At 71.3% G+C, this 17,148-nt stretch carries 14 protein-coding genes; 1 reads left to right on the top strand and 13 read right to left on the bottom strand.

Annotated features, from left to right (window positions below; translation table 11 throughout):
* Positions 1-14 precede the first annotated feature (14 nt).
* The 11 genes from DEJ46_RS24825 to DEJ46_RS24775 all read right to left on the bottom strand — a co-directional run bounded on the left by DEJ46_RS24825 (position 15) and on the right by DEJ46_RS24775 (position 13,058).
* The gene (locus DEJ46_RS24825) at positions 15-1,502 is read right to left on the bottom strand and encodes a WXG100 family type VII secretion target (RefSeq protein ID WP_223835062.1); all 1,488 of its coding nucleotides are present in this window, start codon (positions 1,500-1,502) and stop codon (positions 15-17) included.
* Between the two features lie 93 nt (positions 1,503-1,595).
* On the bottom strand, positions 1,596-2,069 hold the full coding sequence (locus DEJ46_RS24820) for a hypothetical protein (protein WP_150269770.1): 474 nt from the start codon (positions 2,067-2,069) through the stop codon (positions 1,596-1,598).
* A gap of 121 nt (positions 2,070-2,190) precedes the next feature.
* A complete protein-coding gene (locus DEJ46_RS24815; RefSeq protein WP_150269768.1) occupies positions 2,191-4,518 on the bottom strand; it encodes a xanthine dehydrogenase family protein molybdopterin-binding subunit in 2,328 nt (775 codons plus the stop codon).
* Complete coding sequence (locus DEJ46_RS24810) at positions 4,515-6,008, bottom strand: 2Fe-2S iron-sulfur cluster-binding protein (protein WP_150269766.1); 1,494 nt, start codon at positions 6,006-6,008, stop codon at positions 4,515-4,517. The genes DEJ46_RS24815 and DEJ46_RS24810 overlap by 4 nt, the downstream gene beginning before the upstream one ends.
* Entirely contained in the window at positions 6,005-6,880 is an 876-nt protein-coding gene (locus DEJ46_RS24805) for an FAD binding domain-containing protein (RefSeq protein ID WP_150269765.1), read from the bottom strand. The genes DEJ46_RS24810 and DEJ46_RS24805 overlap by 4 nt, the downstream gene beginning before the upstream one ends.
* 249 nt (positions 6,881-7,129) lie before the next feature.
* Complete coding sequence (locus tag DEJ46_RS24800) at positions 7,130-8,770, bottom strand: beta-N-acetylhexosaminidase (protein ID WP_150269764.1); 1,641 nt, start codon at positions 8,768-8,770, stop codon at positions 7,130-7,132.
* A 4-nt stretch (positions 8,771-8,774) separates the two neighbouring features.
* Positions 8,775-9,620 (bottom strand): carbohydrate ABC transporter permease, encoded by an 846-nt coding sequence (locus DEJ46_RS24795; RefSeq protein ID WP_150269763.1) that lies wholly within the window; start codon positions 9,618-9,620, stop codon positions 8,775-8,777.
* Positions 9,617-10,597: a carbohydrate ABC transporter permease gene (locus tag DEJ46_RS24790; RefSeq protein WP_150269762.1), complete on the bottom strand. Its 981-nt coding sequence runs from the start codon at positions 10,595-10,597 to the stop codon at positions 9,617-9,619. The genes DEJ46_RS24795 and DEJ46_RS24790 overlap by 4 nt, the downstream gene beginning before the upstream one ends.
* 9 nt (positions 10,598-10,606) lie before the next feature.
* Complete coding sequence (locus tag DEJ46_RS24785; protein WP_150269761.1) at positions 10,607-11,911, bottom strand: extracellular solute-binding protein; 1,305 nt, start codon at positions 11,909-11,911, stop codon at positions 10,607-10,609.
* Between the two features lie 268 nt (positions 11,912-12,179).
* The gene (locus DEJ46_RS24780; RefSeq protein WP_024761666.1) at positions 12,180-12,467 is read right to left on the bottom strand and encodes a DUF3039 domain-containing protein; all 288 of its coding nucleotides are present in this window, start codon (positions 12,465-12,467) and stop codon (positions 12,180-12,182) included.
* Between the two features lie 30 nt (positions 12,468-12,497).
* Positions 12,498-13,058, bottom strand: a complete 561-nt coding sequence (locus DEJ46_RS24775) for a YqgE/AlgH family protein (RefSeq protein WP_093875854.1) — start codon at positions 13,056-13,058, stop codon at positions 12,498-12,500.
* A gap of 297 nt (positions 13,059-13,355) precedes the next feature.
* On the opposite strand from DEJ46_RS24775, the gene murA reads away from it, so the two are divergent.
* Positions 13,356-14,696, top strand: coding sequence for a UDP-N-acetylglucosamine 1-carboxyvinyltransferase (murA, locus tag DEJ46_RS24770; RefSeq protein WP_150269760.1), 1,341 nt, complete (start codon positions 13,356-13,358; stop codon positions 14,694-14,696).
* Positions 14,697-14,811: 115 nt separating this feature from the next.
* On the opposite strand, the gene DEJ46_RS24765 is transcribed toward murA, so the two are convergent.
* Positions 14,812-15,093 carry an HU family DNA-binding protein gene (locus tag DEJ46_RS24765; RefSeq protein WP_017237029.1) on the bottom strand — a complete coding sequence of 94 codons (282 nt, stop codon included), beginning with the start codon at positions 15,091-15,093 and terminating at the stop codon, positions 14,812-14,814.
* 312 nt (positions 15,094-15,405) lie between these two features.
* Positions 15,406-16,818, bottom strand: a complete 1,413-nt coding sequence (locus tag DEJ46_RS24760) for an NAD-dependent malic enzyme (RefSeq protein ID WP_150269759.1) — start codon at positions 16,816-16,818, stop codon at positions 15,406-15,408.
* Between the last annotated feature and the right edge of the window lie 330 nt (positions 16,819-17,148).

Here is a 17,148-nt window from a genome sequence, read left to right as displayed (position 1 = left end):
CTTCCTCGCGCTGATCAGTCGATGACGGGCGGCGCCACGCGGCGGTTGCCCTGCTGCCAGGTCTCCTCGTCCTCGACAAGGTAGTCGGGACGCTCTCCGTTCGTTTCCTCGCGCTCGCGGCCGGCCGGTGTCGTGGCTCCGCGCACGAGGCCGGAGCCGCCGGGCGTGAAGGGACGCGCACCGGCGCCCGCCGCAGCGCCGGGGCGCTGCGCCTTGCCGCCGACGACCCCGCCGGACTCACCGGCGAGTCGACGACCGCCGCTGATGCCGTTCTGGCCGGCGCCCATGCCACCGCCCATGGAGGTGCCCATGCCACCGCCCATGGGGCCACGGCCCATGCCCGTGCCGTTACGCGCGCCCTGCTCCGTGCCGATGACGGTGCTGCGCGGGATGCCGGTCGCGGGACGCCCGTGCGTGCTCTGCACCTGGCGTCCGCCACTGATGCCCTCGCGGGGAACGCTGAGACCGGTGCGCTGGCTGCCGGGCACCGGGCCACGAGGGTTCCCGTTGCCCCCGCTGATGGGCGGAGTGGAGGTCAGGGGACCCTGTCCGCTCTTCGAGGGGAACGGCGGCATGCCCGTGGTCACGTACGGAGGCGTACCGCCGTCCTTGGTGACCGGCGGCGGCGTGTTCTGCGTCGGTCCGGGGCCGGTCGTGGTGGGCGTCTGCTGCGGCAGCGTGTCCACGTTGTCGATGCCGAGGTCCACGGGAACTTCGGGCCTGACGTCGGTCGGGACGTCGGGCCTGTCGCCAGGCTTGACCACGTCCGTCGGGCCGGTCCGGTCGCCCGTCGGCGGGGTCACCGGCGAGTCGGGCGTGGTCCGGGTGTCCGGCTGTGTGCGGCTGCTGTCCGTACCTGTCCGTGTGTCCGGGCCCGTGGTACGGCTGTCGCTGGTCGGGTACTGGACGCGATCGGTCACGTTCCGATTAGTTCCGGGGTCCGCCGGCACGAACGCCCCCGGCGGCGGCGGGAACGTCGGAGGAACGTTGTTCCTCATGTTGGAGCTCGACCACGCGTACGCGGACGAGAGGCGGTCCATCTCCTTGGCCGCCGCCTCCTTGTTCGCCGCCTCCTTGGCTTCGATGGCGGCGAGCTCCTCGCTCGCGGCCATCGAGGACCGGGCCTGGCCGGCGATGTGCCGCGAGTCGGGGTCGTTGCGGTACTTCAGCGCCGCTTCGAGGTTCTCCTTGGCGGACGCGTGGGACGTGTACCGGGGCATGGCGCTCTGCGCCGAGGCGATGGCGGAGGAGTTCTCCTCCATCCACTTGGCCCCGGCCTTGCTGTAGTCCGCGAGCCCCTTCGTCGAATTGGCCACGTTGGTGGCCCACTCGACGAAGGCCTTCTCGGCCTCGCCCTCCCAGTCCATGCGCCGCATGCTGGCGCTCAGCTCTGCGGCGATCGTCTCCAGCTGCTCCGAGACCGACTTCAGTCGCTGCGCCGCGTCGCCTACATAGAAACTGCTGGCCTCGTCCAGCCACGCCAACATCTGCTGATGGGACATGGCGCGGAAGTTCGTTCCGCCGCCTCCGCCGCCCTCTGCAGGCCTCATCTCTCGCCTCTTCCCCGTGTCCCCGAAATTCTGTCCGACACCCGCCTACTTGTAGATGCCGCCATCCTCAAGACCCTTGGCGCCTTCGCTCTCCGGCGCTCCGCGGCCCGCTTCCTTGTCCGCCTTCTCCTTGGCGTCGAAGGTCCGCTGGTGGATGTCGATCATCTTGCGCTTGATGTCGTCGTCCATCTCCTCGAAGCCGTTCTTCGAGGCGACGACCGCGATCCCGAGCCCTTCCAGGCAGTCGTTGAGCAGGCCGGAGAGCTCCACGAGGCGCGAGAGGGTCCCGTCGTACGCCGCGTAGGCGCCCTGGGCCTCGCCCCAGGCCGCCCCGCCGCCACCGAACTGGGTGCGGGTCACCGGATTATCGGCCTTCAGCTTCCCGGGGCCGGCGGGCGAGCCCTGGAGCTCCTCGATCAGCCCCTCGACCTGCTTCCTGAACGTCTCCATGGAGTCGGCGCTGTACTTGACGGCCATCGCCCGCATCCCGGACGCCATCCCACCCAACGAGGCTTCCATGCCCGCGCTCCTCCCCCGTGTGAACTACCGTGCCGCGTCAACTCAAGTCTAGGAGTTCACTGTAGTCAGGAACGACGACAGAGCGCACCTCCGGGTTGCACAAGCAACGGACATCACATGGTTACGAATTGGGCACGGCGACGGCCGCCTGCGGGCGGATCGGGAGGCGGTTGACGGGTCGTCCGGTCGCCGCGCGCACCGCTGAGGCCACTGCGGCGGGTGAGGTGACGACCGGGACGGCGCTCGCCGCCTTCGCTCCGAACGGGGCGACGACATCGCGCTCTTCGATGAGTTTCACGATGCGAATGTCCGGGGCATCCAAGGATGTCGGAAGTGCGTAGCCGGTGAAGTCGGGGTGCCGGACCAGGCCGCGGGCGGTGCGGAGGTTCTCCGTGAGGGCCGCGCCGACGCCCTGGGTGACGCCCGCCTCGATACGGGTGGCGAGCTGGGCCGGGTTGAGGATGCGGCCGACGTCCTGGGCGACCGCCATTTCCACGACCCGTACCGCGCCGAGTTCGATGTCCACGTCCACCACCGCGCGGATCGCGCAGAAGGCGAGGCCGACGAAGGCGTCGCCCTGGCCGTCCTCGTCGAGCGGCTCGGTGGGGTGGGGGCGGCACTGGGCGGTGGCCCAGAGTTCCTTGCCGTCCATCGCCTCCGTGACCGTCGTCGACAGGACACCGTCGTACGAGGTGATCTTGCCGTCGGTGATCTGGAGCAGCTCGGTCGACATGCCGAACTTGTGGGCCAGCGGCTGGAGGAGCTGCGTGCGGACCATCTTGGCGGCGCGCTCCACCGCCCCGCCCGAGACCCAGGTGTGGCGGCCGTGGGCCGAAGGGCCGGCCGGCGGCTGGTCGGTGTCGACGGGCGCGACCTGCACCTCGTCGATGCCGAGGGTCTCCTGCACGATCTGGCGGGCGAGCGTCGAGAAGCCCGAACCGGTGTCCACAGCCGAGCAGATGACCGTGGCCACCCCGTCCATGACCCGCACGGTGGCGGTCGAGACCTCGTCCATGCCCTCCGCGCCCAGCATGTGCACCATGCCGAGGGCGTAGCCCACGCCCCGCCGCACCGCGCCGGGTTCGCCCGCGCCCTCGGGGCCGCCCGGCAGCAGCCAGTCGTCCTCCGGGGTGTCCTTGGGGAGCGCCGGGAGGGGGAAGTCGCGTACGGCGGAGAGGAGTTCGGCCACCGGGGCCGGGCAGGTCACGGTCTGGCCGGTCGGCAGGATGTCGCCGGTCGCCATCACGTTCCGCATGCGCAGCTCGGCCGGGTCCACGCCCAGTTTGGCCGCGAGCTTGTCCATCTGCGCCTCGTAGGCGGCGCACACCTGCATCGCGCCCTCGCCGCGCACATGCCCGGACGGGGGGTTGTTCGTCCGGACCGCCCAGCCCTCGACGAAGGCGTGCGGGACGACGTACGGGCCGCAGGCGAAGGCCACGGCCGCCGCGAGCGACTCGGACGAGGAGTCGGCGTACGCGCCCGCGTCGAGCAGGATCTGCGCCTCCACCTTCACCAGGTGCCCTTCCGCGTCCGCGTGGTGGCGGTAGCGCAGCAGGGTGGGGTGGCGGTGGGCGTGGCCGAGGAAGGACTCCTCGCGCGTAGCGGTGAGCTTGACGGGGCAGCCGGTACGGAGCGCGAGGAGGCCCAGCGGGATCTGGAAGCCCGGGTCCTCCCGGTCTCCGGTGGCGCCCGGGACGCCGGTCACGACGACCTTGACCTGCTCGGGCTGGAGACCGAAGCAGGCGGCGGCCAGGTCCCTGTCGGTGTGCGGGTCGGTCGAGGCCGTGTACAGCTCGACGCCGCCGTCGGGGCGGGGCACGGCGAGGCCGGCCTCGGCTCCGATCGGTGCCGGGTCCTGGCGGCCGATCCGGTACAGGCCCTCGACGATGACCTCGCCGGTGGCCTCCGGGTCGCCGAAGCGCAGCGGGATGTGCCGGATCAGGTTGCCGTCGGGGTGCAGCGCCTCGGCGGCGAAGGCCTTCTCGGGGTCGGTGACCGGGTCGAGGATCTCGTACTCGACGCTGATCGCGGCCGCGGCGAGCCGGGCCGTGTCGGGGTGGTCGGCGGCGACGGCCGCGAGGGCCTCGCCGTGGTGCCGGACCAGGTCGGAGGCGAAGACGGGCCGGTCGGCGACGCGGCGGCCGTACGTCGCCGCGCCCGGCACGTCGGCGGCCGTCACCACGGCCCGTACGCCCGGCATGGCCGTCGCGGCCGTCGTGTCGACGGAGACGATCCGGGCGTGCGGGTGCGGGGAGCGCAGGATCGCGGCCCAGAGCAGGCCCTCGGCCCACAGGTCGGCGGCGTACGGGAAGGTGCCCTCGGTCTTCGCCCGGGAATCGGCCTGCGGGAGCGAGGTGCCGAGGCCGTGCGCGGGCTGCTCCTGGTCCGGTGTCCCGGGGGTGTCCAGGACGAGGGGAAGGGGAATGGCGGTGGTCGCGTCGCTGCTCACGCCGTGCCTCCGTCGTGCGCGTGGGGAATCTGATGCGGTACGCGGGGCTCGGCCGCCTCGGGACCGGTGGGTGCCGAGGCCGCGGCGCTCGCCTCGCGCTCGGCGACGACGTCCCGTACGGCTTCGAGCACGCCCCGGTAGCCCGAGCAGCGGCACAGGTTGCCGGCGAGGGCCTGGCGGGTCTCCAGCTCGGTGGGGGCGTGGTTGCCCTCCAGGAGGTCATGCACGGTCATGCACATGCCGGGGATGCAGAAGCCGCACTGCACGGTGCCGCACTTCGACATCGCCCGCTGCACGTCGGACGGCTCGCCGTCGGTGGCGAGGCCCTCGACCGTCCGCACCTCGGATCCGGCGGCGGTCGCCGCCGGCACCAGGCAGGAGGCGACGAGCCGGCCGTCGACCTTCACGTTGCACGCGCCGCACTCGCCCTGGGAGCAGCCGTCCTTGGCTCCGGCGAGGCCGAGGCGCTCGCGCAGGACGTAGAGCAGGGACTCTCCGATCCAGGAGCCGGTGACGGGCCGGTCGGTGCCGTTGACCCGCAGGGTGTACGAGGTGTGGGGGTGCTCGTCGCTGTCCGTGGAGGCGTAGGCGCCGGGCGCGGGGGCCGTCGCGCCGAGCCCCTCTGCCGGGACCTCGTCCGGGACGTCCGCCGGGACCTCGTCCGGGACGTCCGCCGGGACCTCGGCCGGAGCCTCTTCCGGGACCTCCGCGGCCGGGTCCGTGTGGACCTCCGCCGGAGCGTCCTCCACGCCGTCCTCGTCGGCGGCCGCGCTCTCCGCGACCGGCTCCTCGAAGGCCGGCTCCTCCGGCAGCGCCCAGGGCGCGGCCGCGCCGCCCGGCAGGGTCGCCGGGGCCTGGTCGTACGAGGGGGGAAGCGGGGGCTCGACCGTCTCCGGTACGGCCGCCTCCTGGACGACCGCCCCGGGTGCGGCCGGCTCCGGTGCGGCGACCGGGATCTCCCACTGGCCCGTGGAGCCCGCAGCGCCCGCGAAGTTCCACTCCGCCGTCGCGTGCGGGTCCTGGCCGAACGCCTCGCCGTGCTGCACGTGCTCGCCGTGCTGCACGTGCTCGCCGTGCTGCACGTGCTCGGGGTGCTGAAGGTGCTCGCCGTGCTGAAGGTGCTCGGGGTGCTCGACGTACTCGCCCTGAGCGAAGTACTCGGTCCCGTGACCCTGCCCCTGCGCCGGGCCCTGACCGTAGTCCTGGACCTGCTCGGCCTGGTCGAAGTGCTGGACCTGCTCCGCCTCCGTCGGCAGGTGCACGTTCCACGTGCCCGTCGCCGAGGGGTCGGTCGCCGCCGCCGGGGTGAGCGGCTGCAGCGGCATGATCATCGGCGGTACGTAGCCGTGGCCCGGCGCCTCCAGGGGCACGCCGTCCAGCATGAAGTCGGGCGGCAGCTGGACGAAGGCGGTCGCGTCGCCGTCGTACCCCTCGCTCTGCGGGATCGGCTCCCAGCCGCCCGGGTTCCCGTGCTGTTGGTCGTTGCTCATGCCAGTGCCCTCCCCAGTGCCCGTCGGGCGAGTGCGGCGACGGTGCGCCGCAGGTGCAGTACGGCGGGCGGCAGCTGTTCGTCGCCCTGCGGGTCCGGAATGCATGCGGCGGCGACGTACTCGCCGAACGCCGTGAGCGCCTCCGGGGCCAGCCCCCGGTCGTTGTCCCAGTCCACCAGCGAGGCGATCCAGCGCTCCGCCTCCAGCGGGCGCAGGGGCATCGGGGCGACGGCGCCGACCGCGCAGCGCACCCCGCGCCGGGCGGGGTCGAGGACGACGGCGACGGAGGCGGTGGCGCGGGCCGGGCCGGTGCGGCCGGTGGCCTTGAGGAAGACCTGGGGGGCGTGGAGCAGCGGGACGCGGACGAAGCCGACCAGCTCGCCGGGGGCCAGCAGGTCGCGGCCGGCGAGGAGGTGGGAGACGGGGATCTCGCGGGTGCCGAGCGGGCCCAGGACGACGAGGTCGGCCTCCAGGGCGGCGAGCACGGGCAGCGAGTCGCCGGTCGGCGCGGCGGTGACCACGTTGCCGCCGAGGGTGCCCGCGTTGCGGATCTGGGGCGGGCCGGCGGCGCGGGAGGCGGCGGCGAGGGCCGGGATGAGGGCGGCGAAGTCGGGGCGGCCCATCCGGGCGTGGGTGAGGCCCGCGCCGAGGAGGGCGTGGCCGTCCTGGTACTGCCAGCCGCGGATCTCGTTGATGCGGCTCAGGCCGACGAGTCCGGCGGGGCGGAGCTGACCTCTGTTGACGGCGGCCATCAGGTCGGTGCCGCCGGCGACGGGCACGGCGGCCGGCATGGCCGTGAGCGCCGCCACGGCCTCGTCGAGCGAGGCGGGCAGCGTCACGGACTGCGCCGTCTGTGGTGCGTGCGTGGTCAACCCGCTGCCCCTTCCCGGTGTCCCGGTGGTCCCCGACTGTGCCCGGCCGTCGCGCCTGCTGTCACGTCTGTGGTCGCGCCTGCGTGTGGGCGTACCGTACGTGCTCACAGGCCGGACGTGGCAACTCTGGCACATCTTCCGAGCCGTCCGGCGCGAGGGTCCACGAAGGACTGTTCCGTCCAGGACGCCCCATGAGGGACGGTAACTTCCCTTTCGCCGCTCTTGGGTGAACCGGGGACGCGAGCTGCCTCACACGATCGGGGGCGCCCCCTCCAGGGGCCTGCCGAGCACCCCCGGACGCCGCTGCCAGGGGTGGGGGCCGGCGGGCGGCCGGTAGTCGACGCCGAGGGCGTCGAGGCGCCGGTAGTGGGTGTCCATCCGGCGCTCGAAGCCCGGGTAGTCGCGGTCGTCCGGGGCGGGCAGCGCGGACCAGGCGACCTCGGCGAAGGCGGCGAGGCGCGGGAAGACCTGGTAGTCGACGCGGGCCCGGTTCTCCATGACCTCCGTCCAGACGTTGGCCTGGGTTCCCAGGATGTGGGCGGCGGCCTTGGGCGAGATGCCCGGCGGAACGGGATCGAAGCGGTAGACGTCCTCCAGGGTGCGGACGTACCCGATGGGCATCGGCTCGTCCTCGCCCGGCGCCTGACGGTGGTCCAGGTACACCTGCTGCTCGGGGCACATGACGACGTCGTGGCCCGCCTCGGCGGCGGTGATCCCGCCCGCGTAACCCCGCCAGGAGGAGACGGCGGCGCCTTCCGCGAGGCCGCCCTCCAGGATCTCGTCCCAGCCGATCAGGCGGCGTCCTCGCGCGGCGAGCCAGCGGTCGAAGTGGCGGATGAACCAGGACTGGAGGCCGTCCTCGTCCCCGACGCCCAGCTCCTCGATGCGGGCCTGGGCGGCCGGGGAGGCCTTCCACTGGTCCTTGGGGCACTCGTCGCCGCCGATGTGGACGAAGGTGGACGGGAAGAGTCCGAGGACCTCCTCCAGGACGCCCTCGTAGAAGCGCAGGACGGCCTCGGTGGGGGCCAGGACGTTCGGGTTGACTCCCCAGGTGTCCCAGACGGTGAGGGCGGCGGTGTCGACGACGTCGGTGTTGCCGAGCTCGGGGTAGGCGGCGATGGCGGCCTGCGCGTGGCCGGGGAGGTCGATCTCGGGGACGACGGTGATGTGCCGCTCGGCGGCGTACGCGACGATCTCGCGGATGTCGTCCTGGGTGTAGAAGCCGCCGTGCGGGGTGTCGTCCCAGAGGGGCGAGGCCCGGTGGCCCCACTTGCTGCGGGAGCGCCAGGCGCCGACCTCGGTGAGGCGGGGGTGCCGCTCGATCTCGATGCGCCAGCCCTGGTCGTCGGTGAGGTGGAAGTGGAAGACGTTGAGCTTGTGGGCGGCGAGCAGGTCGAGGCAGCGAAGGACGTCGTCCTTGGGCATGAAGTGCCGGGAGACGTCGAGGAGGAGGCCGCGCCAGCCGAAGCGTGGCCGGTCCTCGACCGTGATCCGGGGCAGCTCCCACTTCCCGTCCTTCACGGGCGCCTTGCGGTACGCCTCCGGGCCGAGGAGCTGCCGGAGGGTCTGGGCCCCCCAGAACACCCCGGCGGGGCCGCCGCCCTCGACGAGGACGGCGGCGTCGGGGGCTTCCGTGGTGAGGCGGTAGCCCTCGGGGCCGTGTTCCCGCTCCACGTCCGCGCTGATCCGGAGCCGGACCGCGTGCGGTCCCGCTCCGTCGGCCAGGGGCAGTCCGGTGGCGGCGCCCAGGGCGGCGCGGAGCCGGCGGGCGGTGGATTCGGTGCCGGGTCCCGTGTCGAGCGTGGTCCGCTCGTCGAGAGAAACGGCGCCGGGGGTGGACGGGCGGCGCACGAGGAGGGGTACGGGGATCAGGGCGTGGTCTGCGGTCATCGCGTCAGTCCTTCACCGCCCCGCCCAGTCCCGAGACCAGGCGGCGCTGTACGAGTACGAAGAAGACGAGCACCGGGAGGGTCATCACGGTCGAGCCGGCCATGATGCCTCCCCAGTCGTTCTCGTCGGGCTTGAAGAAGACGAGCAGGGCCATCGGCAGGGTCGACTGCGAGGTGTCGCTGATGAGGAAGGACTTCGCGAAGAGGAAGTCGTTCCAGGTCGAGATGAACGAGAAGACGCTCGTCGCCACGAGGCCGGGGAAGACCAGCGGGAAGAGGATCTGCCAGAGGAAGCGCGTACGGCTCGCGCCGTCGATCTGGGCCTGTTCCTCCAGGGCTTCAGGGACCGCCTTGACGAAGCCCCGGAGCATCCAGATCGCGAAGGGGAGCGAGAAGGCGAGGTGCGGCAGGATCAGCGAGCCGAGGGTGTTGAGCTGGCCGAAGTCCCGCATGAGGAAGAACAGCGGGATGGTGAGCGCCTCGACCGGCACCATCTGGGCGACCAGGAACATGACGAGGAGCGTCGTCCGGAACCGGAAGCGGAACCGCGTGACCGCCGTCGCCGCCAGGAAGGCGATGAGCGCGGAGGCGAGGACGACCGTGCCCGCCACGATCAGCGAGTTGAGGAAGTAGCGGCCGAACTCCTGCTGGTCGAAGACGCGCCGGAAGGAGTCGAGGGACGGGGAGAGCGTCCACGGCCGGGGCTCCGTCGACTGGATCTCGCCCGCCGGCTTGAGGGCCGAGAGGACCATCCAGTACAGCGGGAAGGCGACGGCCGCCGCGACGAGCAGCGTGACCGCCTCGGCTGCGAGGCGCCCGGGCCGCCGGACGCGGAAGAGGGTCGGGCTCAAAGTTCTTCTCCCTGGCGTCGCAGGAGCCGCAGGTAGACCAGGGTCACGGCCAGCAGGATCAGCAGCATGACCACGCCGATCGCCGAGCCCAGGCTGTACTGGGACGAGGCGAAGGCCTTCTGGTACGCGTACACGTTGAGGACGAGGTTCTGGCCGGCGATGCCGCCGCCGTTGGTCATCACGTAGATCTGGGTGAAGAGCTTGAAGTCCCAGATGATCGACTGGATGGTGACGACGACCAGGATCGGCCGGAGCATCGGCGCCATGACCGAGCGCCAGATCCGCCACTGCGAGGCGCCGTCGAGGGCGGCGGCCTCCAGGACCTCGGACGGGATGGCCTTGATGCCCGCGTAGACGGTGACCATCACGAACGGGAAGGAACACCAGACGACTTCGAGGAGGACCAGGGCGAAGGCGCTGTACCGCCCGTACGTCCAGGAGAAGTCGCCCAGGCCGAGGAGCCGGTTCACCGGGCCGAAGTCGGGGTCGAAGAGGAAGACCCAGACGGTGGAGCCGGTGACGGCGGGTGTGGCCCAGGCGCCGAGCGCGGCCACCATCAGGGCGAGCCGCGGCAGGGCCCGGACGCGGGTCAGGAGGACGGCGAGGGCGCAGCCGACGGCGAGCGTGGTGACGACGCAGGCGGCGGCGAAGAGGACGGTGGCGAGGAGGACCTGCCAGAACTGGGGGTCGGTGAAGAGGGCCGTGTAGTTGCCGAAGCCCTTGAAATAGGTGGGTTCGCCGCCGCTGACCTGGGCCTGGGTGTACTCCAGGAAGGAGATGAGGCCGAGCTGGTAGACGGGGTAGACGAGGAGTCCGCCGATGACGGCGAGGGCGGGCAGGAGGTACAGCCAGGGGGTCCAGGCGCTCGTGCGGCGCCGGACGGTGCGCGTGGGTGCGGGGGTGGGGGTGCGGCCGGTGGTCCGCGTGCGGCCCCGGGGGGCCGGGAGCGTGGCGGAGGTCGTGTCAGGGGTCGTCATGCGTGCGGCTCAGCTCGTCGGCGCGAAGGCCGCGTCCATCTTCTTCGCGGCGTCGTCGGCCGCCGCCTTGACGTCCTTACGGCCGCTCACGACCTCCTGGAACATCGTGGGCAGGACGAGGGAGGAGTCGATCTGGCCCCATCCGGGTGACGCCGGGACGAACCTGGTGCCGGCGTCGAGGGTGTCGATGAAGGGCTTCACGAAGGGCTGGCGCTGTGCGGCGGCGGCCCGTACGTCGGTGTAGGTGGGCAGGAAGCCCATCGCGTCGAAGAGCTTGCCCTGGGTGTCCTTGCCGGTGAGGGACTTCAGGAGGTCGACGGCGAGGGTGCGGTGCGAGGTGCTCTTGAGGATGCCGATGTTGTTGCCGCCGGCGAAGGCAGGGGCGATGGAGCCGGGGGCCGTGCCGGGCAGCGGGACGACCGCGTACTTCCCCTTGACGGTGCCGGCCTCGACGGCCGCGTGGCTGAAGTCGCCGCCGATGGCCATGGCCGCCTTGCCGGAGGCGAATGCGGTGACGGTCGCATTGCCGCCCATCTGGGCGCACTTGGCGGCCGGGCAGTTGTCGTCGCCGAAGAGCGAGGTGTACGTGGCGATGCCCTTGAGCGCGGCCTCGCTGTTGACTGCTGCTTTGTAAGAGCCGTCGTTCTCCGTCGCGAGTTCGCCGCCGGCGGCCCAGACGAAGGGCATGGCGCCGTAGGTGTAGGCGCCGCCGACGGCGATGCCGTACAGGTCGGGCTTCGCCTTGCGGATCTTCTTGGCGGTGGCGACGAGTTCGGCCTGGCTCTTGGGGGCGGTGAGGCCGAGTTCCTTGAAGACGTCGGTGCGGTAGTAGAGGGCGCGGAGGCCGACGAAGAGCGGGGAGCCGTAGACCTTGCCGCCGACGGTGACGGACTTCCGGGCCGTCGGGTCGGTGTCCTTCGCCTCGCCCCAGGCCGCGAACTCGGCGCTGATGTCGGCGAGTCCGCCGTCCTTGACGTATCCGGCGGTGTCGGTGTTGCCGTACTCGATGAGGTCGGGAGCGGACTTGGGGTCGTTGAAGGCGGCCTTGACGCGCTGGGCGCGGGTCTCGACGGGGATGTACTCGACCTCGACCTTCGCGCCCTGGTTGCGCTTCTCGAAGGCGGCGACGGCCTGGGCGACGACCTGTTCCTTGGGCTTGTTGCTCACCTCCTGGAAGAGCCAGACGCGCAGGGTGCCGCTCTTCTCGTCCGCCGCGGCCTTGCCGTCCGAGGTCTGGGGCGCGCAGGCGGTGGCGGTGAGGCCGGCGAGCAGGAGTGCGGCGGCCGGAGCGGCAAGGCGGGCAGGAAGCTTCATGGCGGATCCCCTCCAGGTGCGTTGCAACATACGCAATGAGCGTTTCGTTCTGCACAACACGCGTGAGGTTAGGCGTGGTTCCGGTGAGCCGACAAGAGGTCTCGACCACCTCAACCACTCCGTGACCGGCGAAAGCACCCTGCGCAACGGGGCCGGGGGGGGGACGCGGAGAGGGCGGAAAACGCGAAACGACCCCCGCCGCACGCACCGAAGTACGCACGACGGGGGCCGCCCCGACGTCAGGACCTACCGGATCTGCGGGATCCGCCTACTTGTCCTTGCCGCCCTTGTCCTTGTCGCCACCGCCGGCGCCCATGGACTCGTAGATCTCCTTGCACATCGGACAGACCGGGTACTTCTTGGGGTCGCGCCCCGGTACCCAGACCTTTCCGCACAGCGCCACGACGGGAGTCCCGTCGAGGGCGCTCGCCATGATCTTGTCCTTCTGGACGTAGTGGGCGTAGCGCTCGTGGTCGCCGTCACCGTGGGACACCTGTGGAGTCGGCTCCACGAGGGTTCCCGTACCTGCCCCGCGCTCGGGCTCGAGAGTGCTCATAACCGCCAAGGGTACTGAAAGCCGTGGGGCTCAGTTGAGGGACGGGTCGTCGGGGTACGTCGCGATCATGGCCAGTTCCCCGCGCTGGCGGCGCAGGACCTGCCGCCAGAGGGTCTCGGGGTGCGGCGAGGAGACGTCGCCGGGCTCCGACTCGACCACGTACCAGGCTCCGTCGCCCAGCTCGGTCTCCAGCTGGCCGGGGCCCCAGCCCGCGTACCCGGCGAAGATCCGCAGCGAGCCGAGGGCGGGGCCGAGCAGCTCGGGCGGGGCCTCCAGGTCGACGAGGCCGATCGCCCCGTACACCCGCCGCCAGCCGAGGGGGCCCTCGTCCCCGGGGATCACGGCGACGCCGAGCGCCGCGTCGAGCGAGACGGGGCCGCCTTGGAAGACGACTCCGGGTTCGCCGGCGAGTGCGGCCCAGGGCGCGAGGATGTCGCCGACGGTCACCGGCGTCGGCCGGTTGAGGACCACGCCGAGCGAGCCCTCGTCGTCGTGATCGAGCAGCAGGACGACCGCGCGGTCGAAATTCGGGTCCGCCAGCGCGGGGGTGGCCACGAGCAGCCGTCCTGTGAGCGAGGACACCTCGGTCATGCGACACATGATCCCGCATCTTCGGCGTTCGCGGGGGTTGTCGGGCGCGATCGGGGCGCGGCGGCGGGAAGTCGGCGGCCTTCGCAGTTCAGAAGGGCGCGGGAGGTCTTCGCGTACGGGCGACGCACGGACGAACCGACACAAGCGGACGGTAACGCTCCGCAAGATCACGAGAACAGAGGGTGTTGTGCCGAATTCATTACATCTGACAGACCCCCCGACGCACCCGATCGGGGTCTCATGGCCCCTTACCCTTTTCTCTGGCCACCCGACCGACCCGACCGGAACGCGAGATTCATGACCGGCACAGACGATGTCCTGCTTGTCCACGGCGGAACCCCGCTGGAGGGCGAGATCCGCGTCCGCGGCGCGAAGAACCTCGTGCCCAAGGCGATGGTCGCCGCCCTGCTCGGCAGCGGTCCCAGCCGACTGCGCAATGTGCCCGACATCCGTGACGTCCGCGTGGTCCGCGGACTGCTCCAGCTGCACGGTGTGACGGTCCGTCCGGGTGAGGAGCCCGGCGAGCTCGTCCTCGACCCGACGCATGTGGAGTCCGCGAACGTCGCCGACATCGACGCGCACGCCGGCTCGTCCCGCATCCCGATCCTCTTCTGCGGCCCGCTGCTGCACCGCCTCGGCCACGCCTTCATCCCGGGCCTCGGCGGCTGCGACATCGGCGGCCGGCCGATCGACTTCCACTTCGACGTGCTGCGCCAGTTCGGCGCCACGATCGAGAAGCGGGCGGACGGCCAGTACCTGGAGGCCCCGCAGCGGCTTCGCGGTTGCAAGATCCGCCTCCCGTACCCCTCGGTCGGCTCGACCGAGCAGGTGCTGCTCACGGCGGTGCTCGCCGAGGGCGTCACCGAGCTGTCGAACGCGGCGGTGGAGCCCGAGATCGAGGACCTCATCTGCGTCCTGCAGAAGATGGGCGCGATCATCTCCATGGACACCGACCGGACCATCCGGATCACCGGTGTCGACCGCCTCGACGGCTACACCCACCGGGCGCTCCCGGACCGCCTGGAGGCGGCCTCCTGGGCGTCGGCGGCGCTGGCCACCGAGGGCAACATCTACGTGCGCGGCGCCCAGCAGCGCTCGATGATGACCTTCCTCAACACCTACCGGAAGGTGGGTGGCGCCTTCGAGATCGACGACGAGGGCATCCGCTTCTGGCACCCGGGCGGCTCGCTCAACGCGATCGCCCTGGAGACGGACGTGCACCCCGGCTTCCAGACGGACTGGCAGCAGCCGCTGGTCGTGGCCCTGACGCAGGCCTCCGGCCTCTCCATCGTCCACGAGACGGTGTACGAGTCGCGCCTCGGCTTCACCTCCGCGCTGAACCAGATGGGCGCGCACATCCAGCTGTACCCCGAGTGCCTGGGCGGCTCCGACTGCCGCTTCGGCCAGCGCAACTTCCTGCACTCCGCGGTCGTGAGCGGCCCGACCAAGCTCCAGGGCGCCGACCTGGTCATCCCCGACCTGCGCGGCGGCTTCTCGTACCTGATCGCGGCACTGGCCGCCCAGGGCACGTCCCGGGTGCACGGTATCGAGCTGATCAACCGCGGCTACGAGAACTTCATGGAGAAGCTCGTCGAGCTCGGCGCCAAGGTCGAGCTCCCCGGCAGCGCGCTGGTCTGACGCGCCAGGACACCGCCGTGAGCGTGTGCGGGCCCCTGTGGGGCCCGCACAGGGCATACGAAAGGGCGGCCACCCCCTGACAGGGTGGCCGCCCTTTCTGCGCCTCTAGGCTGCCTTACTTGCCCTTGGCGGCTTCCTTGAGCTTCGAGCCCGCGGAGACCTTCACGCTGTAGCCGGCCGGGATGTTGATCGGGTCGCCGGTCTGCGGGTTACGAGCGGTGCGAGCGGCACGGTGGGTGCGCTCGAAGGTCAGGAAGCCGGGGATGGTGACCTTCTCGTCGCCCTTGGCGACGACCTCACCGACGGTCTCGGCGAGAGCGGCCAGCACGGCGTCGGCGTCCTTGCGGGTCACCTCGGCGCGGTCGGCCAGGGCGGCCACCAGCTCACTGCGGTTCATGTTGTTACTCCCGTGTTCTTCTTGCCTGTGAGGCGTGCCACGCGGCGGAAGCCGCGTGATTGGGTACAGCGAAGCCGATGCTGCCAGGGCCTTCGGACAGTCCCCGGACCCGGGTCTAATGACAGACCCTCGCGCCCAAACACGCATCCTGCCCCCACCAGCGGCGGGAACGCCAATCCGGCACCCCCTGGGGTCACACGAAAAGCGCCGGAGCCCCGTAGTGGTGACGTTCCGTCGACTCCGTGATTTCCGTACGGAGCCGAAAAGCCACCCTAAAGGCGGGTTTGCGGCATCGCGAATCGCGACGCGCCGTCAGCGCCCGCTCGCGGCCTTGGCCGCGTTGCGCACGGCGCCGGCCACCGCGCCCGCGACCTTGTCGTTGAAGACCGACGGGATGATGTAGTTCGGGTTCAGCTCGTCCTCGGTGACCACGCCGGCGAGGGCGGAGGCCGCCGCCAGCATCATCTCCGTGTTGACGGTACGGGACTGAGCGTCCAGCAGGCCGCGGAAGACACCCGGGAAGACCAGGACGTTGTTGATCTGGTTCGGGAAGTCCGAGCGGCCCGTGGCGACGACGGCGGCCGTCTGGCGCGCGGCGGCCGGGTCGACCTCCGGGTCGGGGTTCGCGAGCGCGAACACGATGGCGCCGTCCGCCATGGCGGCGACGTCCTCGGCGCCCAGCAGGTTCGGGGCCGAGACGCCGATGAAGACGTCCGCGCCGACGACGGCCTCCTTGAGGGTGCCGGTGACGCCCTCGGGGTTGGTGTTGTCGGCGATCCAGCGCAGCGGCGAGTCGGCCGGGGCGTCCACGAGGTCCGCGCGGTCGGCGTGTACGACGCCCTGGATGTCGGCGACGACGGCGTGCTTGACGCCCGCCGCGATGAGCAGCTTGAGGATGGCCGTACCGGCCGCGCCGGCACCGGACATGACGACCCGTACGTCACCGACGCTCTTGCCCACCACGCGCAGCGCGTTGGTGAGGGCGGCGAGGACGACGATGGCCGTGCCGTGCTGGTCGTCGTGGAAGACGGGGATGTCGAGGGCCTCGCGCAGCCGGGCCTCGATCTCGAAGCAGCGGGGCGCGGAGATGTCCTCCAGGTTGATGCCCGCGAAGCCGGGGGCGATCGCCTTGACGATCGCGACGATCTCGTCGGTGTCCTGGGTGTCGAGGCAGAGCGGCCAGGCGTCGATGTCGGCGAAGCGCTTGAAGAGGGCGGCCTTGCCCTCCATGACCGGCATGGCGGCCATCGGGCCGATGTTGCCGAGGCCGAGGACGGCGGAGCCGTCGGTGACGACCGCGACGGTGTTGCGCTTGATGGTGAGGCGGCGGGCGTCCTCGGGGTTCTCGGCGATCGCCATGCACACGCGGGCGACGCCCGGGGTGTAGATCATGGAGAGGTCGTCACGGTTGCGGATGGGGTGCTTGGACGCCATCTCGATCTTGCCGCCGAGGTGCATCAGGAACGTACGGTCGGAGACCTTGCCGAGGGTGACGCCCTCGATGGTCCGCAGCTGCTCGACGATCTCGTCGGCGTGGGCCGTAGAGGTGGCGGCGATGGTGACGTCGATGCGGAGCTTCTCGTGGCCGGAGGCGGTCACGTCGAGGCCGGTGACGGATCCGCCGTGGGACTCCACCGCCGTGGTGAGCTGGGAGACCGCGGTTCCGCTCGCGGGAACCTCCAGCCGGACCGTCATCGAGTACGAGACGCTGGGCGCCGTTGCCATGGCCGAGTTCCTCTGCTTTCCCTGAGCTTCATTGCTACGCCGCCCCGGCTGGTTGCCCGGCGGCGCCCTCCGATGGTCGCACCTACCTGCGGGTAGCAGGTAATGCGGTCATTTTGTTTTCGGAAAGTAGTTTCCACCATACGAGAGACGCTGGGGAAACAGAAGAGGCCCCCGTCACCAGGGGTGACAGGGGCCTCAACTTTGTACGTACGTCTAAATGGCACCGACCCGCCATGCTCGCCTCGCGGCAAGTGGTCCCTCTAAGGGACGAAGGTTGGGCCCGGGGGCTTGGATCGAGCCGGTGCCACGACAAGGCTAACAAACCACCCT

The sequence above is a fragment of the Streptomyces venezuelae genome (assembly GCF_008642375.1).
Classification (GTDB): domain Bacteria; phylum Actinomycetota; class Actinomycetes; order Streptomycetales; family Streptomycetaceae; genus Streptomyces; species Streptomyces venezuelae_G.
Note: the sequence above shows the minus strand (reverse complement) of the source record. Positions and strands in the feature narration are given on the sequence as shown.